This window comes from Pseudomonas sp. 13B_2.1_Bac1 (assembly GCF_025466155.1).
In the GTDB taxonomy this organism is placed as follows: Bacteria; Pseudomonadota; Gammaproteobacteria; order Pseudomonadales; family Pseudomonadaceae; genus Aquipseudomonas; species Aquipseudomonas aylmerensis.
The window spans coordinates 167965-186097 of sequence record NZ_JANLOH010000036.1; the positions used below are offsets into that span (position 1 = coordinate 167965).

General features: G+C 62.2%; 15 protein-coding genes. 11 read left to right on the forward strand and 4 right to left on the reverse strand.

Going from position 1 to position 18133, the window contains the following annotated elements; all coding sequences use genetic code 11:
* Positions 1-129: 129 nt before the first annotated feature.
* The 8 genes from NTD80_RS08120 to NTD80_RS08155 all read left to right on the forward strand — a co-directional run bounded on the left by NTD80_RS08120 (position 130) and on the right by NTD80_RS08155 (position 9015).
* A complete protein-coding gene (locus NTD80_RS08120) occupies positions 130-747 on the forward strand; it encodes an NUDIX domain-containing protein (protein ID WP_262133068.1) in 618 nt (205 codons plus the stop codon).
* Positions 738-1187 (forward strand): DUF1249 domain-containing protein, encoded by a 450-nt coding sequence (locus NTD80_RS08125; RefSeq protein ID WP_017526444.1) that lies wholly within the window; start codon positions 738-740, stop codon positions 1185-1187. The genes NTD80_RS08120 and NTD80_RS08125 overlap by 10 nt, the downstream gene beginning before the upstream one ends.
* Positions 1188-1285: 98 nt before the next feature.
* A complete protein-coding gene (cpdA, locus tag NTD80_RS08130) occupies positions 1286-2101 on the forward strand; it encodes a 3',5'-cyclic-AMP phosphodiesterase (RefSeq protein ID WP_262133071.1) in 816 nt (271 codons plus the stop codon).
* 135 nt (positions 2102-2236) lie between these two features.
* Positions 2237-2845, forward strand: coding sequence for a YqiA/YcfP family alpha/beta fold hydrolase (locus NTD80_RS08135; protein ID WP_065900087.1), 609 nt, complete (start codon positions 2237-2239; stop codon positions 2843-2845).
* 44 nt (positions 2846-2889) lie between these two features.
* Positions 2890-4797, forward strand: a complete 1908-nt coding sequence (gene parE, locus NTD80_RS08140; protein WP_065900089.1) for a DNA topoisomerase IV subunit B — start codon at positions 2890-2892, stop codon at positions 4795-4797.
* Positions 4797-5792 carry an esterase-like activity of phytase family protein gene (locus NTD80_RS08145; RefSeq protein WP_262133073.1) on the forward strand — a complete coding sequence of 332 codons (996 nt, stop codon included), beginning with the start codon at positions 4797-4799 and terminating at the stop codon, positions 5790-5792. The genes parE and NTD80_RS08145 overlap by 1 nt, the downstream gene beginning before the upstream one ends.
* Positions 5793-5865: 73 nt before the next feature.
* On the forward strand, positions 5866-8130 hold the full coding sequence (parC, locus tag NTD80_RS08150; RefSeq protein ID WP_106805323.1) for a DNA topoisomerase IV subunit A: 2265 nt from the start codon (positions 5866-5868) through the stop codon (positions 8128-8130).
* 177 nt (positions 8131-8307) lie between these two features.
* Positions 8308-9015: a membrane integrity-associated transporter subunit PqiC gene (locus tag NTD80_RS08155; RefSeq protein WP_065900095.1), complete on the forward strand. Its 708-nt coding sequence runs from the start codon at positions 8308-8310 to the stop codon at positions 9013-9015.
* 205 nt (positions 9016-9220) lie between these two features.
* On the opposite strand, the gene NTD80_RS08160 is transcribed toward NTD80_RS08155, so the two are convergent.
* Positions 9221-10747 (reverse strand): AhpA/YtjB family protein, encoded by a 1527-nt coding sequence (locus NTD80_RS08160; protein ID WP_262133075.1) that lies wholly within the window; start codon positions 10745-10747, stop codon positions 9221-9223.
* Positions 10748-10880: 133 nt separating this feature from the next.
* Between NTD80_RS08160 and serB the strand changes: the two genes are divergently transcribed.
* Positions 10881-12095 carry a phosphoserine phosphatase SerB gene (gene serB / locus NTD80_RS08165; protein ID WP_262133076.1) on the forward strand — a complete coding sequence of 405 codons (1215 nt, stop codon included), beginning with the start codon at positions 10881-10883 and terminating at the stop codon, positions 12093-12095.
* Positions 12096-12237: 142 nt separating this feature from the next.
* On the opposite strand, the gene asd is transcribed toward serB, so the two are convergent.
* From asd to NTD80_RS08180, 3 genes are read right to left on the reverse strand one after another with little or no spacing between them, the layout of a single operon-like run.
* A complete protein-coding gene (gene asd, locus NTD80_RS08170; RefSeq protein ID WP_065900098.1) occupies positions 12238-13098 on the reverse strand; it encodes an archaetidylserine decarboxylase in 861 nt (286 codons plus the stop codon).
* 16 nt (positions 13099-13114) lie between these two features.
* Complete coding sequence (locus NTD80_RS08175) at positions 13115-13930, reverse strand: rhodanese-like domain-containing protein (protein ID WP_262133079.1); 816 nt, start codon at positions 13928-13930, stop codon at positions 13115-13117.
* A gap of 57 nt (positions 13931-13987) precedes the next feature.
* A complete protein-coding gene (locus NTD80_RS08180; RefSeq protein ID WP_262133081.1) occupies positions 13988-15523 on the reverse strand; it encodes an HDOD domain-containing protein in 1536 nt (511 codons plus the stop codon).
* A 167-nt stretch (positions 15524-15690) separates the two neighbouring features.
* Between NTD80_RS08180 and motA the strand changes: the two genes are divergently transcribed.
* Together motA and motB are read left to right on the forward strand one after the other, a co-directional pair.
* Positions 15691-16542, forward strand: coding sequence for a flagellar motor stator protein MotA (gene motA / locus NTD80_RS08185; RefSeq protein ID WP_065900103.1), 852 nt, complete (start codon positions 15691-15693; stop codon positions 16540-16542).
* A gap of 3 nt (positions 16543-16545) precedes the next feature.
* Entirely contained in the window at positions 16546-17568 is a 1023-nt protein-coding gene (gene motB, locus NTD80_RS08190) for a flagellar motor protein MotB (protein WP_262133082.1), read from the forward strand.
* Positions 17569-18133 lie beyond the last annotated feature (565 nt).

Sequence of the window (18133 nt, forward strand, 5' to 3'; positions counted from 1 at the left end):
GTTCGCCACTAAGCTGATTAGAGTGTGTTTGACGCTCGCCGTCTATCCCGGCAACCGGAAAGGGGCTGCACCAACGGGCATGAGCGCGTTAGGATGGCGCCAATTGCGCAGGCTTAACGAGGATGGGACATGACGGACTTTGCAAAATCGAAGCCGAGCAAAATCGAAATTGTTCAGCACGATAATCTCCACAAGGGCTTCTACAAGCTCGATCACATGCAACTGCGCCACGAGAAGTTCGACGGCAGCATGAGCCGGGTGATCAACCGCGAAGTCTTCGTTCGCCACGACGCCGTGTGTGTGCTGCCCTACGATCCACAGCGCGACGAAGTGGTGCTGAACGAGCAGTTTCGCGTCGGCGCCCTGGGTCGTACCGACAACCCGTGGCTGATCGAGATGGTCGCCGGCTTGATCGACAAGGACGAGCAACCCGAGGAGGTTGCGCACCGCGAGGGCGAGGAGGAAGCTGGGCTGACATTCTCGGCGTTGTGGCCGATCACGCGATATTTCCCGTCGCCCGGCGGCAGTACTGAATATGTGCACTTGTTCCTGGGCCGCTGCGACAGCGCCGGTGTAGGTGGCGTCCATGGATTGGAAGAAGAAGCTGAAGACATCCGCGTCACCACCTGGGCCTTGGAAGATGCCCTGCAGGCGGTGCGCGACGGCAGAATTTCCAATGCAGCCAGCATCATTGCCCTGCAGTGGCTTGCGCTTAATCGCGCGGAAGTGAGGGGGTTATGGCAGTAAAGGCACGTGAACGCTATCGAGTCGACCTGATCGGGTTGCAAGCCGCCTGCGAGGCTAATTACGCGCGGCTGATGCGCCTGCTTCCCGACATGCGCCACACGCCAGAGGCGCGGCGCATCGGTGTCACCCATGGGGACCAGATGCTCGGCGTGCTGGCGCTGGAAGTCATCGTCAACTGTCCGTACACCACCACCCTGCGGGTGCGCCAGGAGCACAGCCTGCCCTGGCTGCCGGTGCCACAGCTGGAAGTGCAGGTGTACCACGACGCGCGAATGGCCGAAGTGATCAGCGCGGAACATGCGCGACGCTTTCGCAGCATCTATCCTTACCCCAACGTGTTCATGCACCAGCCCGATGAGAAAGCACAACTGAATGTGTTCCTCGGCGAATGGTTGAGCCACTGCCTGGCCCTGGGCCATGAGTTTGAAGTTGTGCGGTAGATGTGAACTGCGTCAGCTTCCTTAGGTTTCCTCTTTGCGTCCTGCCCCAGCATAATCACGCCAACCCTCCATTCCTGTGATTGCCTTGGGAGAGCGCCTTGCCGAGCGTATCCACCTTGAACCCTGATGCGCCGGCGTTGCTGGTGCAACTGTCCGACAGCCACCTGTTTGCCGAGGCCGACGGTACGCTGCTGGGCATGAACACCCGTGAAAGCCTGCAACGGGTGATCGAGTTGGTGCGCCAGCAGCAGCCGCAGATCGATTTGCTGCTGGCCACCGGTGACCTGTCCCAGGACGGCACACTGGAGTCTTACCAGCAGTTTCGCGACCTCAGCGAGCAGATCAGCGCCCCGGCGCGCTGGATTCCGGGCAATCACGATGAGCCGCAGATCATGGCTCAGGCGACCACTGGCAGCGCGCTGCTGGAGCCGGTAGTGGATGTCGGCCACTGGCGCATCACCTTGCTGGACTCCGCGGTACCTGGCTCTGTGCCGGGTTACCTGCAGGACCAGCAGCTGCAACTGCTGGCTCAGGCCTTGAGCGAAGCCCCGAACCGCCATCACCTGGTGTGCTTTCACCATCACCCGGTGTCCATCGGTTGCGCGTGGATGGAGCCCATTGGCTTGCGCAACCCCGAGGCTTTGTTTGCCGTGCTCGACCGTTTCCCGCAGGTGAGGGCGGTGCTCTGGGGCCACGTGCACCAGGAGATCGACCGCGAGCGCAATGGCGTGCGCCTGCTGGCCTCACCGTCGACCTGCATCCAGTTCGCGCCGGGCAGTGAAGATTTCAAGGTCAGCGAGCAGGCGCCGGGCTACCGCTGGCTGCGCCTGCATGCCGACGGACGGTTGGAGACCGGGGTAGAGCGCGTCGAAGGCTTCGCCTTTACCATCGATTACGGCAGCAACGGCTATTAACGGCGGTAAACACCGCCATCACTGGCAAGCCAGCGCCCGTAGTGGATCTTCTGTGTCCTTCAGATAGAGGGACTCACATGCCACCCCGATCCCTGTAAACTGCGCCTTTTTTGGCGCAAGCATGGAGAGCCCGGCATGTCCGCTTCGATCCTGTATATCCACGGTTTCAACAGCGCGCCCGCATCCAACAAGGCCCGCCAGTTGGTGACCGTGATGGACAACCTTGGCCTGGGCGACCAGCTGCGTGTGCCGGCCCTGCATCACCATCCCCGTCAGGCAATTCCTCAATTGGAGGAAGCCATTGCCCTGCTGGGGCGGCCACTGCTGGTCGGCAGCTCACTCGGCGGCTACTATGCAACCCATCTTGCCGAACGCCATGGCCTGAAGGCGCTGCTGGTCAACCCGGCGGTCAGCCCCCACCGGATGTTCGACGGTTACCTGGGCACCCAGAAGAACCTATACACCGATGAAACCTGGGAACTGACCCATGACCACGTCGCGGCGCTGGCCGAGCTGGAAGTACCGGCGCCCCAGGATGCCGCGCGGTATCAGGTGTGGTTGCAGACCGGCGATGAAACACTGGATTATCGCCTCGCCCAGCAGTATTACCGAGCCTGTGCCTTGCGCATCCAGGCCGGTGGCGACCATGGTTACCAGGGCTTCGCCCAGCAATTGCCGGCGCTGCTCAGCTTTGCCGGCATTGGCGCAGATCAGTATCAATCCTTCGACTTTGCAGCACTGTAAAGTCGCAGGTCACTTTTTAATCGAACGACTCACGACGAGACCCCATGGCCACTCCCAGCGCTAGCTCTTATAACGCCGACGCCATCGAAGTCCTCTCGGGCCTCGACCCGGTGCGCAAACGCCCCGGCATGTACACCGACACCAGTCGGCCGAACCACCTTGCCCAGGAAGTCATCGACAACAGCGTCGACGAAGCCTTGGCCGGCCACGCCAAGTCGGTGCATGTCATTCTCCATGCTGACCACTCCCTGGAAGTGTCCGACGATGGTCGCGGCATGCCCGTGGATATTCACCCGGAAGAGGGCGTCTCGGGCGTCGAGCTGATCCTCACCAAGCTGCACGCCGGCGGCAAGTTCTCCAACAAGAACTACCAGTTCTCCGGTGGCTTGCACGGTGTGGGTATTTCGGTGGTCAACGCCCTGTCTACCCTGGTGCGGGTCAAGGTCAAGCGCGACGGCAACGAATACGAAATGACCTTCGCCGATGGCTATAAAGCCACCGACCTGGCTGTGATCGGCACCGTGGGCAAGCGCAACACCGGTACCAGCGTGTACTTCGCCCCGGACCCGAAATACTTCGATTCGCCAAAATTCTCCATCAGCCGCCTCAAGCACGTGCTCAAGGCCAAGGCCGTGCTGTGCCCGGGCCTGCTGGTCACCTTTGAAGACAAAGGCACCGGCGAGAAGGTCGAGTGGCACTACGAAGACGGTCTGCGCTCCTACCTGGAAGATTCCGTCAGCGAGTTCGAACGCCTGCCCAACGAGCCGTTCTGCGGCAGCCTGGCCGGTAATAAAGAAGCCGTCGACTGGGCGCTGCTGTGGTTGCCGGAAGGCGGCGACAGCGTGCAGGAAAGCTATGTCAACCTGATCCCGACCGCCCAGGGCGGCACCCACGTCAACGGTTTGCGCCAGGGCCTGCTGGATGCCATGCGCGAGTTCTGCGAATACCGCAGCCTGTTGCCGCGCGGCGTGAAGCTGGCGCCGGAAGACGTGTGGGAGCGCATCGCGTTCGTGCTGTCGATGAAGATGCAGGAGCCGCAGTTCTCCGGCCAGACCAAAGAGCGGCTGTCGTCCCGCGAGGCGGCGGCGTTTGTCTCCGGCGTGGTCAAGGACGCCTTCAGCCTGTGGCTCAACGAACACCCGGAACTGGGCCTGGCCCTGGCCGAACTGGCGATCAACAACGCCGGCCGCCGTCTGAAGGCCAGCAAGAAGGTCGAGCGCAAGCGCATCACCCAAGGCCCGGCGCTGCCTGGCAAGCTCGCCGATTGCGCCGGGCAGGACCCGATGCGGTCCGAACTGTTCCTGGTCGAGGGTGACTCCGCCGGTGGTTCCGCCAAGCAAGCGCGGGACAAGGAGTTCCAGGCGATCCTGCCGTTGCGCGGCAAGATCCTCAACACCTGGGAAGTCGATGGCAGCGAAGTGCTGGCCAGCCAGGAAGTGCACAACATTGCCGTCGCGATCGGCGTCGATCCGGGCGCTGCAGACATGAGCCAGCTGCGCTACGGCAAGATCTGCATCCTCGCCGACGCCGACTCCGACGGCTTGCACATTGCGACCTTGCTGTGCGCGCTGTTCGTGCAGCACTTCCGCCCGTTGGTCGACGCCGGTCACGTCTACGTCGCCATGCCGCCGCTTTACCGTATCGACCTGGGCAAGGAAATCTACTACGCCCTCGACGAGGCCGAGCGCGATGGCATCCTCGACCGCCTGGTCGCCGAGAAGAAACGCGGCAAGCCACAGGTCACGCGATTCAAAGGCCTGGGTGAAATGAACCCACCGCAATTGCGCGAAACCACCATGGACCCGAACACCCGGCGCCTGGTGCAGTTGACGCTGGGCGAAGACTTCGCCGAAACCTCGGAAATGATGGACATGCTGCTGGCGAAGAAACGTGCGCCGGACCGCAAGTCCTGGCTGGAATCCAAAGGCAACCTGGCCGAGGTTCTGGGCTGATGCGCACAGGTTTCGCCCTGGCGAGCCTGATGTTGAGCGGGTTGGCGGCCACTCCGGTGATCGCCGCGCCCGTGGCAGAGCTGAAACTGGTGTCCGAACACGCGGTGGACGGCATGCGCGGCGGTAACCTGTCGGGGTTGACGCTGTGTGGCAAGGCGCTGTGGACGGTGTCCGACCGCGACGACGACCAGATCTACCGCCTGGATATCAGCGCGCCGACCTGGCAGGCCGAAACCGTCAAGATCGAGGTGCCCCCGGTGCCGGAGTCCGGGTTGCCCTGGGGCTTGCGTTCGCGCACCAAGGCCGCTTCGTTCATTCGTGGTGGCGACCTGGATTTTGAAGGCATCAGCTGCGATGCCGCGGGCAACCGCTACATTGTCAGCGAAGCCCATGCCGCTGTGCTGCAAGTGCCGGTGGACGGTGCGCCTGAGTGGCTGAAAATTGCCCCGGGCATGGTCCGTGAAGCCCGCGCCAGTGGCATGCTGCTGCACTTCAATGCCTTGTTTGAAGGCTTGGCGGTGAACCCCGAGGGCAACCAGATCTGGCTGGCTGCCGAGCGTGAGCGGCGCGGCCTGATTTCCATCAAGCGCCCGCAAAGCCTGTGGGACTGTGATGGCCCTTGTGTGCTGTTGAGCGAGGCCGGGCAGGAAGTGCAGCCGGCGCAGTTCACCAATGCCAAGGCTGTCTCGAAGGATTTTGCCGACCTGGCCCTGTTCAACGGCAAGCTGTTTACCCTGGAGCGCAACGCGTTCCAGATTTGCCGGCGCGATGCGGTCACAGCCAAAGTCGAGCTGTGCTGGTCGTTCGCCGACGAGACCCTGACGCCCGAGCGCCGCTATGCCCAGCCTTACGGCCTGGCCGAAGCCCTGGTGGTGGACGCGGACGGTGCGTGGATCGGCATCGACAACAATTTCGGCCCTCGCGCCGATGGTGAAAAGCGCCCGGTGGTCTATCGTTTTGCCGCCCCGGCCGGTGGCTGGAGCGCCCAGCCATGAGCCACGCCCTTTTTGAATCGAATCAGCGCAGCGGCAGTTCCGCTGCGCCTTACCCAATAATGATGAGGCCCGCATGAGTGACATCCTCGCAGACAGCTTAGATGGCGTAGAACGCCGGTCGCTGGCTGACTTCACCGAAAATGCCTACCTCAACTACTCCATGTACGTGATCATGGACCGTGCCTTGCCGCATATCGGCGATGGCCTGAAGCCAGTACAGCGGCGCATCATCTACGCCATGAGTGAGTTGGGCCTGGACGCCGATTCCAAGCACAAGAAGTCGGCGCGTACCGTCGGTGACGTGCTCGGTAAATTCCACCCCCACGGCGACTCGGCGTGCTACGAAGCCATGGTGCTGATGGCCCAGCCATTCAGCTATCGCTACACGCTGGTGGACGGCCAGGGTAACTGGGGTGCGCCGGATGATCCGAAATCCTTTGCGGCCATGCGTTACACCGAAGCGCGCCTGTCGCGTTATTCGGAAGTGCTGCTCAGCGAGCTGGGCCAGGGTACCGCGAACTGGGGCCCGAACTTCGACGGCACACTCGACGAGCCACTGGTGTTGCCGGCACGTTTGCCGAATATCCTGCTCAATGGCACCACCGGTATTGCGGTCGGCATGGCCACCGACGTGCCGCCGCATAACCTGCGCGAAGTCGCCACCGCCTGCGTCCGTTTGCTGGATGAGCCCAAGGCTACCGTGGAGCAGCTCTGCGAGCATATCCAGGGTCCGGACTACCCGACCGAAGCGGAAATCATCACCCCTCGCGCCGACTTGCTGAAGATGTACGAGACCGGCAAGGGCTCGGTGCGCATGCGCGCGGTGTACCACATCGAAGATGGCGACATTATTGTCACCGCGCTGCCGCACCAGGTGTCCGGCGCCAAGGTGCTGGAGCAGATCGCCGCGCTGATGCAGGCCAAGCCGTCGAAATTGCCGCAGGTCGCCGACCTGCGTGACGAGTCCGACCACGAAAACCCCTGCCGCATCGTGATCATCCCGACCAACAGCCGGGTCGACCACGAAGTGCTGATGCAGCACCTGTTCGCCAGCACTGACCTGGAGTCCAGCTACCGGGTCAACGTCAACATCATTGGCCTGGACGGCAAGCCGCAGCTGAAAAACCTGCGCAACCTGCTGGTGGAGTGGCTGGAGTTCCGTATCCAGACCGTGCGTCGCCGCCTGCAATTCCGCCTGGACAAGGTCGAGCGCCGCCTGCACCTGTTGGACGGTTTGCTGATTGCCTACCTCAACCTGGATGAAGTGATCCACATCATCCGCACCGCCGAGCACCCGAAAGCCGAGCTGATCGCGCGTTTCGAGCTGAGCGAGATCCAGGCTGACTACATCCTCGATACCCGCCTGCGTCAGTTGGCGCGGCTGGAAGAAATGAAGCTGCGCGACGAACAGGACGCGCTGCTCAAGGAACAAGCCAAGCTGCAGGCCCTGCTGGGCAGCGAAGCCAAGCTCAAAAAACTGGTGCGCAGCGAGCTGATCAAGGACGCCGAAACCTATGGCGACGACCGCCGCTCGCCGATTGTCGAGCGCGCTGAGGCCAAGGCCCTGACCGAAACAGAGCTGCTGCCGAACGAGAAAATTACCGTCGTTCTGTCGGAAAAGGGTTGGGTTCGCTCCGCCAAAGGGCATGATATTGACGCCACTGGCTTGTCGTACAAGGCCGGCGATGGCTTCAAGACCGCCGCTGCCGGGCGTTCCAACCAGTTTGCGGTGTTTATCGACTCCACCGGGCGCAGTTACTCGGTGCCGGCCCACACCTTGCCATCGGCGCGCGGACAGGGCGAGCCGTTGACCGGCCGGCTGACGCCGCCGCCAGGGGCGAATTTCGAGTGTGTGCTGCTGCCGGACGACGATGCGCTGTATGTGATCGCCTCCGACGCGGGTTATGGCTTCGTGGTCAAGGGTGAAGACCTGCAGGCCAAGAACAAGGCGGGCAAGGCGCTGTTGAGCCTGCCGAACAACGCCAAGGTGATCCTGCCGCGGCCGGTGGACGATCGCGAGAGCAATTGGCTGGCGTCGGTGACCACCGAAGGGCGCCTGCTGGTGTTCAAGATCAGCGATCTGCCGCAGTTGGGCAAAGGCAAGGGCAACAAGATCATTGGTATTCCCGGCGAGCGGGTGGCCAGTCGCGAAGAGTACGTGACCGACATCGCGGTGATCCCGGAAGGTGCCACCCTGGTTCTCCAGGCCGGCAAGCGCACATTGTCATTGCGCCCAGACGACCTCGAGCACTACAAGGGCGAGCGTGGCCGTCGTGGCAACAAACTGCCGCGTGGCTTCCAGCGGGTGGATGCTTTGTTGGTGGAAACACCTGTTTAAGGTGGTTTAGAGCCCTCGATCTACGATTTAACGCGTAGATCGACGCTTTGGCGCTGGAGTCATGGCGCATATTCACGGATGATATGGCCTTTCCAGCGCCGGCGTGGCCGAGCGTGTTTAGGTTATTTTTAAGTATTACATTGTGGTTCGCCTTGTGGCAGCCACCTGGATGGGATGATGACTGCTCCACGCCTTCCTTTTATTTTCATGCTCGCTGGCCTTTTGGGGCTGGCGGGTTGCAGCACACACCAGCCGGTGTCGCTGTACCAGCTGGACAGCGGAAGTCCGGCGCAGCCAGCGCAAACCGCTGGCATGGCGGTTTTGCTGGGTCCGGTGGTCGTGGCTGACTACCTGCAACGTGAAACCCTGCTGCAACGTCAGAACGACGGCAGCCTGCAAGGTTCCACCGATGGTCGTTGGGCGGGCAGTTTGTCCTCGGATATCAACCAGCTGATGTTGCGCCAGGTCGCGGGTCACCTGGACAGCCAGCGTGTGGTGCTCGCGCCCGCGCCAACCGGCTTTACCCCGGATGTGCAGGTCCTGCTGACCATCACCCGGCTCGACTCCGGCGCTTCGCAGCCGGCGATCCTCGATGCGCAATGGCGCTTGATCGACCGTCGTGGCCAGGTGCGCGATAACCGCATCGTGCACCTGCAGGAAGAGCACACCGGCACCACTGCGTCCCAGGTCCAGGCCCAGGGCGTGTTGCTGCAGCATCTGGCACAGCAGTTGTCGGTGGCCCTCAAGCCATTGGCCAACCAGCCGCCGATTGCCGAGGCCCCGCGCAAGCAAGCCCCGGTACAGGCCAAGCCGGCAGCGCCGGAAAAACCGAAGATGCCGATGGCTACGCCGATTCGTACGGATATGGAAGTGTTCAGGTTCTGATCTGAACCGCAGACAAAAAAAGGCCCGCTGATTCAGCGGGCCTTTTTTTGTCTGCGATTTGAGTCACGCCGTGGGCTCAATGTGGGAGCGGGCTTGCTCGCGAAAGCGGTGTGTCAGTCAACGGATTCATTGACTGATCCTGCGCATTCGCGAGCAAGCCCGCTCCCACACAACCCCGATCCTTCAGTCGGCCAAGCGGCATTCTTCAGCCCTTCGCGCGGGTCTCATGCATCCGCGCCAACTGCCGCTCCAGCATCGACGGATACGGCTCCATCAAGCGCTCCACACAGCTCGCCCCTTCAGGGCTGGCAATCGGACGGATGCGCGCGCGCTGGCGGATCAGCGTGTCTTCGCTGATCTTGCGCTCCACCAGCAGCAGGTTGCGGCTGTGCTGGGACAGGGCCAGGGCGTCCTGGGCGATTTCTGTCAGCAGCAGGTCGATCTGGCTCATGCCGAACAGATCATCGCCGACAGTCAGGCCCAGCTGCAGTTGCAGGGTGATGCCGCTGTCAGCCACTTCGATCTGCAACTCATGGCCCAGGGCGCGCAGCAGCTCGCCGCAGCAAATGGCGTTGGTCAGGTAGTCCTCGCCGCTGTCTTCGCTGTGGAACAACATCAGCGTGCTGCCGTCGTTCAGGGTGTGCAGTTCGCTCTGGTACAGCGAGGCGGCCTGGTCCAGGCAGTCGCGGTAGCGTTCCAGCAGCTCGGTCAGGCGAGCGCGGGGGAGGCGACGCAGTTGGTCCTGGGCGCCCAGTTGCACGGCCAGGACGGCACTGTATTGGGGTTCGCTGCTGCGCACCGGCGCCGGTTTGGGCGCGGTGTTGGCCGAGGTGGTATCGCGCAGGTCGGCGAACGGGTCTTCGTCGTCCAGTTCGTCTTCTTCGGCCTTGAAGGCCTGGCGCGTCGCCGGTTTCAACCCCGCTACCGGGGCGCTTTCGTCAAAGCCCGGGTCACGCAGGTCGCGCACTTCGAACTCGGGTTCGTCGTCGTAGTCGGTGTCGTCGTATTCCGGCTCGGGCTCGGGCTCGGGTATCACCGGTTCCGGGGCGAAGCTTGCGTGCAGTTGGCGGGCGAGGTCGCCGATTTCGTCCTGGCGGTCGGTGGCCGGGGTGTGTTCGTCGATATCCCGCAGCCAGATGCGCAGTTGCATCAGCGGCGTGGAGATATGCCGACCCAGGCGCAGGCTCAAGGCCAGGGCCAATGCCAGCAGGATCGCGCTGAGGATGCCCATGCTCTGCAGGCTGATGGTCATCGGCTGCTGGAACTGTTGCATGTCGAGGCTGATGCGCAGTTGGCCGGCCTTCACATCTTGAAAGGTAATATTGCTCTGGTACAAGCCTTCCGCTTCACCCAGCAGGCCGTTCTTCGGGCGTTGCCCGGCTTCGGCCATGATCCGGTTGTCCACGCTGTAGATGGCGGCGTGGGCCACCAGCGGGTTCTTGGTCAGGTTGTTGAGCAGCACGTTGAGGCTGAGGATGTCGTTGGACACCAGCAGCTCAGTCGCCGAGGTGGCGGTCTGGGTGGTCAAGCTTTCGCCCAGGGCGTCGGCTTGCTCGTGCATGGCCTGCTTGAACTGCAAACCCATCACGCAGGCGTAGATCACCAGGGCCAGAGCGACCAGGATCACGTTATGGCTGGCGATGCGTAATGCGATCGGTACACGGCGGTGGCGCAGTGCCCGGAAGATCAGCAGGAAGAAGTTGTCGGTTTTTACTGGCGTGGGCCGGTTCACTTGAGCTCGGCTCTTGGTCCGTGAAGTTGACGCGCAGTATAGCGACAGGCCCAAGACCGGCAAAGCGCTGGCTGTGCCCGATGGTCACTGAAAGTGGGTAGAATGCGGTTTTTTTCCAGCCTGGGGGTGCGCCTTGCGCGAAATTGTCCTGATAAACATCACCGGTGAAGACCGACCGGGTCTCACCGCAGCCATTACCGGTGTTCTGGCCCAGGGTGGTGTAAACATTCTCGACATCGGCCAGGCGGTGATCCACGACACTTTGTCGTTCGGCATCCTGGTGGAGATCCCGAGCAATGAACAGGCGTCCTCGGTGCTCAAGGACATCCTGTTTACGGCCTATAAGCTCGATCAGCAGGTGCGTTTTACCCCGGTGTCCGAAGCCGATTACCAGCACTGGGTGGCCGGCCAGGGCAAGAAACGCCACATCGTTACCCTGCTGACCCGCAAGGTCACGGCCGAGCAATTGCAGCGTGTCAGCTCCATCACCGCGCAGTACGGCTTGAATATCGACCATATCGACCGTCTGTCGGGTCGCATGCCATTGGACACCCCGGCCGACCAGGGCAAGGGCTGCATCGAGTTCTCCGTGCGCGGTGAGCCGGCCGATACGCAGGCCCTGCGCGCCGAATTTCTCAGCGTCGCCCAGGAGCTGAATGTCGATATCGCCTTCCAGGAAGACTCGCTGTTCCGGCGCAACCGTCGCCTGGCGGTGTTCGACATGGATTCCACGCTGATCGAAGCTGAAGTCATCGACGAACTGGCCAAGGCGGCCGGCGTCGGCGAGCAAGTATCCGCGATCACCGAGCGCGCCATGGCCGGCGAGCTGGATTTTCGTGCCAGCTTCAAGGAGCGCCTGGCGCTGCTCAAGGGCCTGGATGTGAGCGTGCTGGACGCCATCGGTGCATCGCTGCGCCTGACTGAAGGCGCCGAAACCCTGTTCGCCGAGCTCAAGCGCCTGGGCTACAAAACCGCGATCCTGTCCGGCGGCTTCACCTACTTCGCCAAGCAATTGCAGGCCAAGCTGGGCATCGACTATGTGTTCGCCAACGAGCTGGAAGTGGTGGATGGCAAGGTGACTGGCGTGGCGGTGGAGCCGATTGTCGACGCGCAGCGCAAGGCCGATCTGCTGAAGGAATTGGCCCACAAGGAAGGTTTGCGCCTGGAGCAGACCATTGCGGTCGGCGACGGCGCCAATGACTTGCCGATGCTGGCAATTGCTGGCCTGGGTGTGGCGTTCCGGGCCAAGCCGTTGGTCAAGCAATCGGCCAAGCAGGCGATCTCGACGCTGGGGCTGGACGGGGTGCTGTACCTGTTGGGTTTCCGTGATCGCGACGGTCAGCTATAAGCTGATTCAACTGCAGGAATGCAGTCACTGTGGGAGCCGGGCTTGCCCGCGATGGCAGTACTTCAGTCACAGATGGGTTGACTGAAACACCGCCATCGCGGGCAAGCCCGGCTCCTGCATATTGATTTTCGTCAGCTTCAGATCAGGCTTTCGGCAGTGCGATGCCCTGGCCCATTTGCACCGGCGAACCTGCCACCAGTTCTTCTGCCCACTTCACCTGATCCGGCCCGAACAGCACGATCGCGGTGGAACCCAGCTTGAAGCGACCCAATTCCGCACCTTTTTCCAGGTGGATCGGCGCCCGTGCGGCTTCGTCGTAGCGGAAGGTTTTCAGCTCGCGCTTCGGCGGCGTGACCAGGCCGGCCCACACAGTTTCAATCGATGCCACGATCATCGCGCCCACCAGTACCACGGCCATCGGGCCACGCTCGGTATCGAACAGGCAGACAACGCGCTCGTTGCGCGCAAACAGCTCCGGCACGTTTTCGGCGGTGGTCTGGTTGACCGAGAAAATCCGCCCCGGCACGTAGACCATCTCCCGCAGGGTGCCGGCCAGTGGCATGTGCACGCGGTGGTAGTCTTTCGGCGAGAGGTAGATGGTGGCGAAATCACCGCCCATGAACGGCGCCGCCACGGCGGCATCGCCGCCCAGCAGTTCCAGCACGCTGAAGCTGTGGCCCTTGGCCTGGAACACTCGACCGTGCTCAATCGGACCCAGCTGGCTGACCGCGCCATCGGCAGGGCTCAGCACTGCGCCTGGGGTTTGATCCAGCGGGCGCGCGCCGTCTTTCAAGGCGCGGGTGAAGAAGGCGTTGAAATGCTCATAAGCAGTCACGTCTTCCACCAGGGCCTGGGACATGTCCACTTGATAGCGCTTGGCGAACCAACGGGTGAAGGCATTCTTGAACCAGCGCACGCGGCATTCGGCGATGCAACCGGCCAACCGCGACAGCAGGTGGTGCGGCAGCAGGTACTGGCTGAGGATAAACAACTGCTTTTTCATTAACTGTCCTTAACTCTTAAATCTCGACGGGGGTGTCGGGGTGGTTGCCCCATTCGCCCCAGGAACCGGCATAACCTTTGACTCGCGGATAACCGAGCGCCTTGGCCACCAGGTAGGTGAAGCCAGAGCGGTGGTGAGTCTGGCAATGGGTGATGATCTCTTTATCTCTGGTCAGCCCGAGGTCTTCGAGGATCTGCGGCATGTCGCGGCGGATACGCAGGTTGCGCGCCTTGTCCATGCCGGCCGTCCATTCGAAATTCACCGCGCCGGGGATGTGCCCGCCTTTGGCCGCGAGCACTTTTTCACCAGAGTACTCCAGCGGGCCGCGCGCATCCCAGATCCCCAGGTCGGCCGCACCGAGGCGGCTTTGCAGGTATTCGCGGGTGGCGGTGGGGCCCTCGTGCAGCGTGAGGCTGACCGGGCCGCCGACCGGTGGCGGGACCTCGGTCGACAGCGGGTGTTGTCCCGCCAGCCACGCCAGCAGGCCGCCGTCCAGATAGTGGTATTTCTGATGGCCGATCACGTCGAGCATCCAGATAAAGCGTCCGGCCCAACCGCCGCCTTCGTCGTCATAGACCACGTAGGTGGCGTCCGGGGTGTGGCCCAGTTCGCCGAAGAGTTTTTCCAGGTCGGCCTTGTGGGGCAGCAGGCCGGGCGCCGGCGGCTGGCCCAGTTGGGTGCGCTTGGGGTCAACGAAATGCGCGCCGGGGATGTGCCCTTCGGCGTGGCGGGCGGCACTGGTGAGGTCCACCAGAATCAGCTGTTCGGCATTCAGTCGACCGAGCAGGTCGCTGGACTCGATCACCAGCGGCAAGCCAGAGAAGTCAGGCATGTGAGGTCTCCTGGGCACAAATGTTGGCGATAAAAGAAGGCGATTGTAGCGCAAGCATCAGGCGCTGCGGTTGGTAAAGCTGTGCAGCGCTTTCTCGATGCATTGGGCGGTTTTGCCGAAGGCCTGCACGGTGGTTTCCGAGAACGGCCCGCCGCCCTGGTCGGCGACCATCAGCATCACGACCTTGCCGTTGCAGCTCAGGGAGCGCAGCAGCAGGTGCTCGCCGGTGAACAGGCGTCGCAGGATCGGCGGCAGCAGCGCCGAGAATTGCGCGTGGTTGTCAGGCGTGAGGCGCACCTGCGCGGACTTTTCCAGCAAGCGCTGCAGCAGCGTGCTGTGGACCACATCCAGGCTCAGGTTGGCGGCGTCCTTGGGCAGGCCGTCGACCTGGTGTACACGCAAGGTGCTCTGGGCGCGGTCGGTCATCAGCAGCATGACCCGCTGCATGCCGCTGGCCGACAGGGCCTCCTTGGCGCAGGTGGTCAGGTGCATGGCGTTAGCGAAGCGGCTCGGCTCCACCAGCAATTCGGTGCAGCGTTTGCGCCACACCGCCAGGGCCTCGGCGGTGGGCGGCGGGGCAGGCAGCAGGCCGCGGTGGATCTTCTGCACATGCCATGGCCAGATCAGCGACAGCGCCGGGTGCCAGAGGTCCGGCATCAAGGTGGTGCGCGCACTGGTGACGGCTTGCTGGTGCACCTGTTGCTGCACATCGCCCAAAGGCTGTTGCAGGTACAGCGCGGTCAGGTATTGCCAGCGCTGGGTGTGCGGACAGGTCCAGGACTCCTGGGCCGACATCGCCAGGCCGTTGGCCAGCAATACCGTGTTGGCCGGCTGATTCAGCCAGCGCCGCAGGTTGGGGTCGGCATCCAGCAATTGCTGGTGGCGCAACGGGTCATCTTCGCGGGCGATATGCAGCGCCTTGACCAGCAGGCGTTGTTCGTTCCGCAGCAGCGTATAGCCTTGAGATACCCAGATCGGCAGGTGCCACGTTTCGGTCAGGCCGAGGCACAGGTCCAGCAGGCGCACGCCGAACAATTCCTGCTCGACTGCACGCGCCGATTGGCCTTTGTGGATAACCCGCAGTTCCCACTCTTCGAGGAGCTTGGGGTAGGCCACCGCCATCGGCCACAGTGGCGACAGGAATAGCAGGCTGCCCCAGTGAATGTCTTGCCACAACCGCGCCAGGCGGCTGCCGAACATGCCGTTGGCTTGCTGCGAGGCATGCTGGCTGACCAGCAGCAATTGGCGCAAGGCCACCGGAATCTCTTGGGCGGGGACCGAGGGCAGGCGTGCCAGCAACTCTTCGGCGCGCTTGAGGCCCAGGCGATTGAGCGCCACTTCAAGGTTTTCCGCCGGTGCCGTCATGCTGCCATGCGTGTGGCTATTGGCCTCGCGCATCACGCTGAGCACGAGGGCCGGGCTGTTCTGCATCAGTTCGGCAATATCTCGCAACGAACTGCGGCTATCGCGGATGGCTTTGCACACGCGTTCGTGGCTGGCCTGGGGAACAGGCAGCAGCACGTCGTCCAGGCGCTTGATCCAAGCAGCGAGGGAGTTGGGTTTTGCAGTTGGGACTGTCGTTTCATTAGCCATGATTGGGGCGCGATCATCACTTGCGGTCAACACGCCCGGAACGGGCCGAACTGGCTTTTCGCCTTAACGGGCTATAGTCTGGCGCAGTTTTGCCGATAAGTAGAACAAGAGTTTTTCAGTTCCTCCAAATATGTCCATGAACCTGACGGCGCAAGTACTCATCTCCTATGGCTAAAATTATCGGCATCATCGTCGTCATCGCAAGTGTGCTCGGCGGGTACGTCCTCTCCCACGGTAAAATTGCCGCGCTGATCCAGCCTTTCGAAGTGCTGATTATCGGCGGTGCAGCGTTTGGCGCCTTCCTGCAGGCCAACCCCGGCTATATGACGCTGCACGTGATCAAGAAGTCGCTGGGCATGTTCGGCTCGCGCTTCACCCACTCTTTCTATCTGGACGTGCTGGGCCTGGTCTACGAGATCCTCAACAAGAGCCGCCGCGAAGGCATGATGGCCATCGAAGCCGACATCGAAGACGCTGCGGCCAGCCCGATTTTCGCCAAGTACCCGGCCGTGCTCAAAGACGAGCGCATGACCGCCTACATCTGCGATTACCTGCGCATCATGTCCTCCGGCAACATGGCACCCCACGAGCTGGAAGGCCTGTTCGACATGGAGCTGTTCAGCCTCAAGGAAGAGCTGGAGCATCCGTCCCACGCCGTGACCGGCATCGCCGACGGCATGCCCGGTTTCGGTATTGTCGCGGCGGTACTCGGTATCGTGGTGACCATGGCGTCCCTCGGCGAAGGCGACCAGAAGGCCATCGGCATGCACGTGGGTGCGGCCCTGGTCGGTACCTTCTTCGGTATTCTCGCGGCCTACGGTTTCTTCGGCCCGCTGGCTACCTCCCTGGCCCACGATGCCAAGGAAGAGGTGAACCTCTACGAAGCGATCAAGGCGTGCCTGGTGGCTTCGGCGTCGGGCATGCCGCCATCGTTGGCGGTGGAGTTCGGTCGCAAGGTGCTGTACCCGAAACATCGCCCAAGTTTCGCCGAGCTGGAACAAGCGGTTCGCGGTCGCTAAGCCATGGAAAACAACCAGCCGATAATCATCAAGCGCGTCAAGCGCTTCGCTGCGGGGCACCATGGCGGCGCCTGGAAAATCGCCTTCGCCGACTTCGCGACGGCGATGATGGCGTTCTTCCTGGTGCTGTGGCTGATGTCCACCGCCACGCCCGAACAGAAGATCGCCATCGCCGGCTACTTCAAGGACCCCATTGGTTTCTCGGAAAGCGGTACGCCCTTCGTGATCGACCTGGGCGGTTCGCCGCAGTTGGCGCCGGAGCGCACCATCAACCCGGAAATCAAGACCGAATCGCCTCAGGAAAAAATCCCGATCGAGCGCGATACCGTCGAGGCCATGGCTGAGCAAGTCGAGCAGGAGCGCCTTGAGCTGTTGCTGCAAGAACTGCAGACCAAGGTCGAGGAAAACCCGCAGCTGCTCAAATTCAAGGATCAGATTTCGTTCGAGATCACGCCGGACGGTTTGCGCATCCAGATCACCGACGCGGCCAATCGGCCGATGTTCGACTCGGGCAGCGCGCGGTTGAAGCCGTACTTTGAAGACATCCTGCTGGCGATGGCCGACACCATCAAGGCGGTACCGAACAAGATCAGCATCAGCGGTCATACCGACGCCAAGCCGTACGCGGGCCAGGGTGACTTCGGCAACTGGGAACTCTCGGCCAACCGTGCCAACGCGGCGCGGCGCGCCCTGGTCGCCGGCAGCTATCCGGACCCGCAAGTGGCGCGCGTCGTGGGGTTTGCCTCCTCGCAGCTGTTTGATCCCAAGGACCCGTTCAACCCGATCAATCGCCGCATCGACATCGTCGTGCTGACCAAGAAGGCCCAGCGTGCTATCGAAGGCGACCAGCACGCCGCGCCACCGGTTCCGACCCCAGGCGACGGTGCGCCCGGCGAAGTGCCGGCCGACCCGAGCGCCATCCCGCCCGGCCAGGAGCCATTGCCGGCGCATGAGCTGCGCCAGAAGTTGAACCTGTTCGATGATGGCGGGGTGAAGGATCCTACGGCGCCTGCAACGGGCTCATAAGCTGCAAGCAGCCCACCTCAACAATGAAAACGCCCCGGTTGATCGGGGCGTTTTTCATTTCTCATCAAAGAGGCAGATAGGCTTTGACTCCACTGATAACACCTCGCATGTCGTTGGTGTCCAGCCGGGGCGCGAAATATTCTCGACCTTTTGCCCGAGTCTTTCTGTGGAGCTTATCCAGGCGCTCGAAGCTGATGGCGTAAATCATGTCGCACTTCACCCACAGCTCTTTGTAGCATTTCAGGGGCAACGAAGCCTCGTGTGAAATCGCAAAGAAGAACGTCGCCTTGTTTGGGGTGATATAAATGCCCCACAAAAAGCAAAGCCGCCCGAAGGCGGCTTCATTCGACGCGCAGTGGAGCTTGCTTCGCCCCTTCTGCGCCGCTGGATCAACCCCGAAAAGGATCCAGACTCCTGTCAGCTTGCGCTGGTGACGGAGCGATCATGGGTATCAGGAATTTCGAATTCAAGCTGGCTTGCATCGATTGGCCACCCAGTTGCACGGATTCTTGATGCCAGCACCCTTTAAATCAATGGGCCAGGGTGCTTGGTGTTGCCATTTATA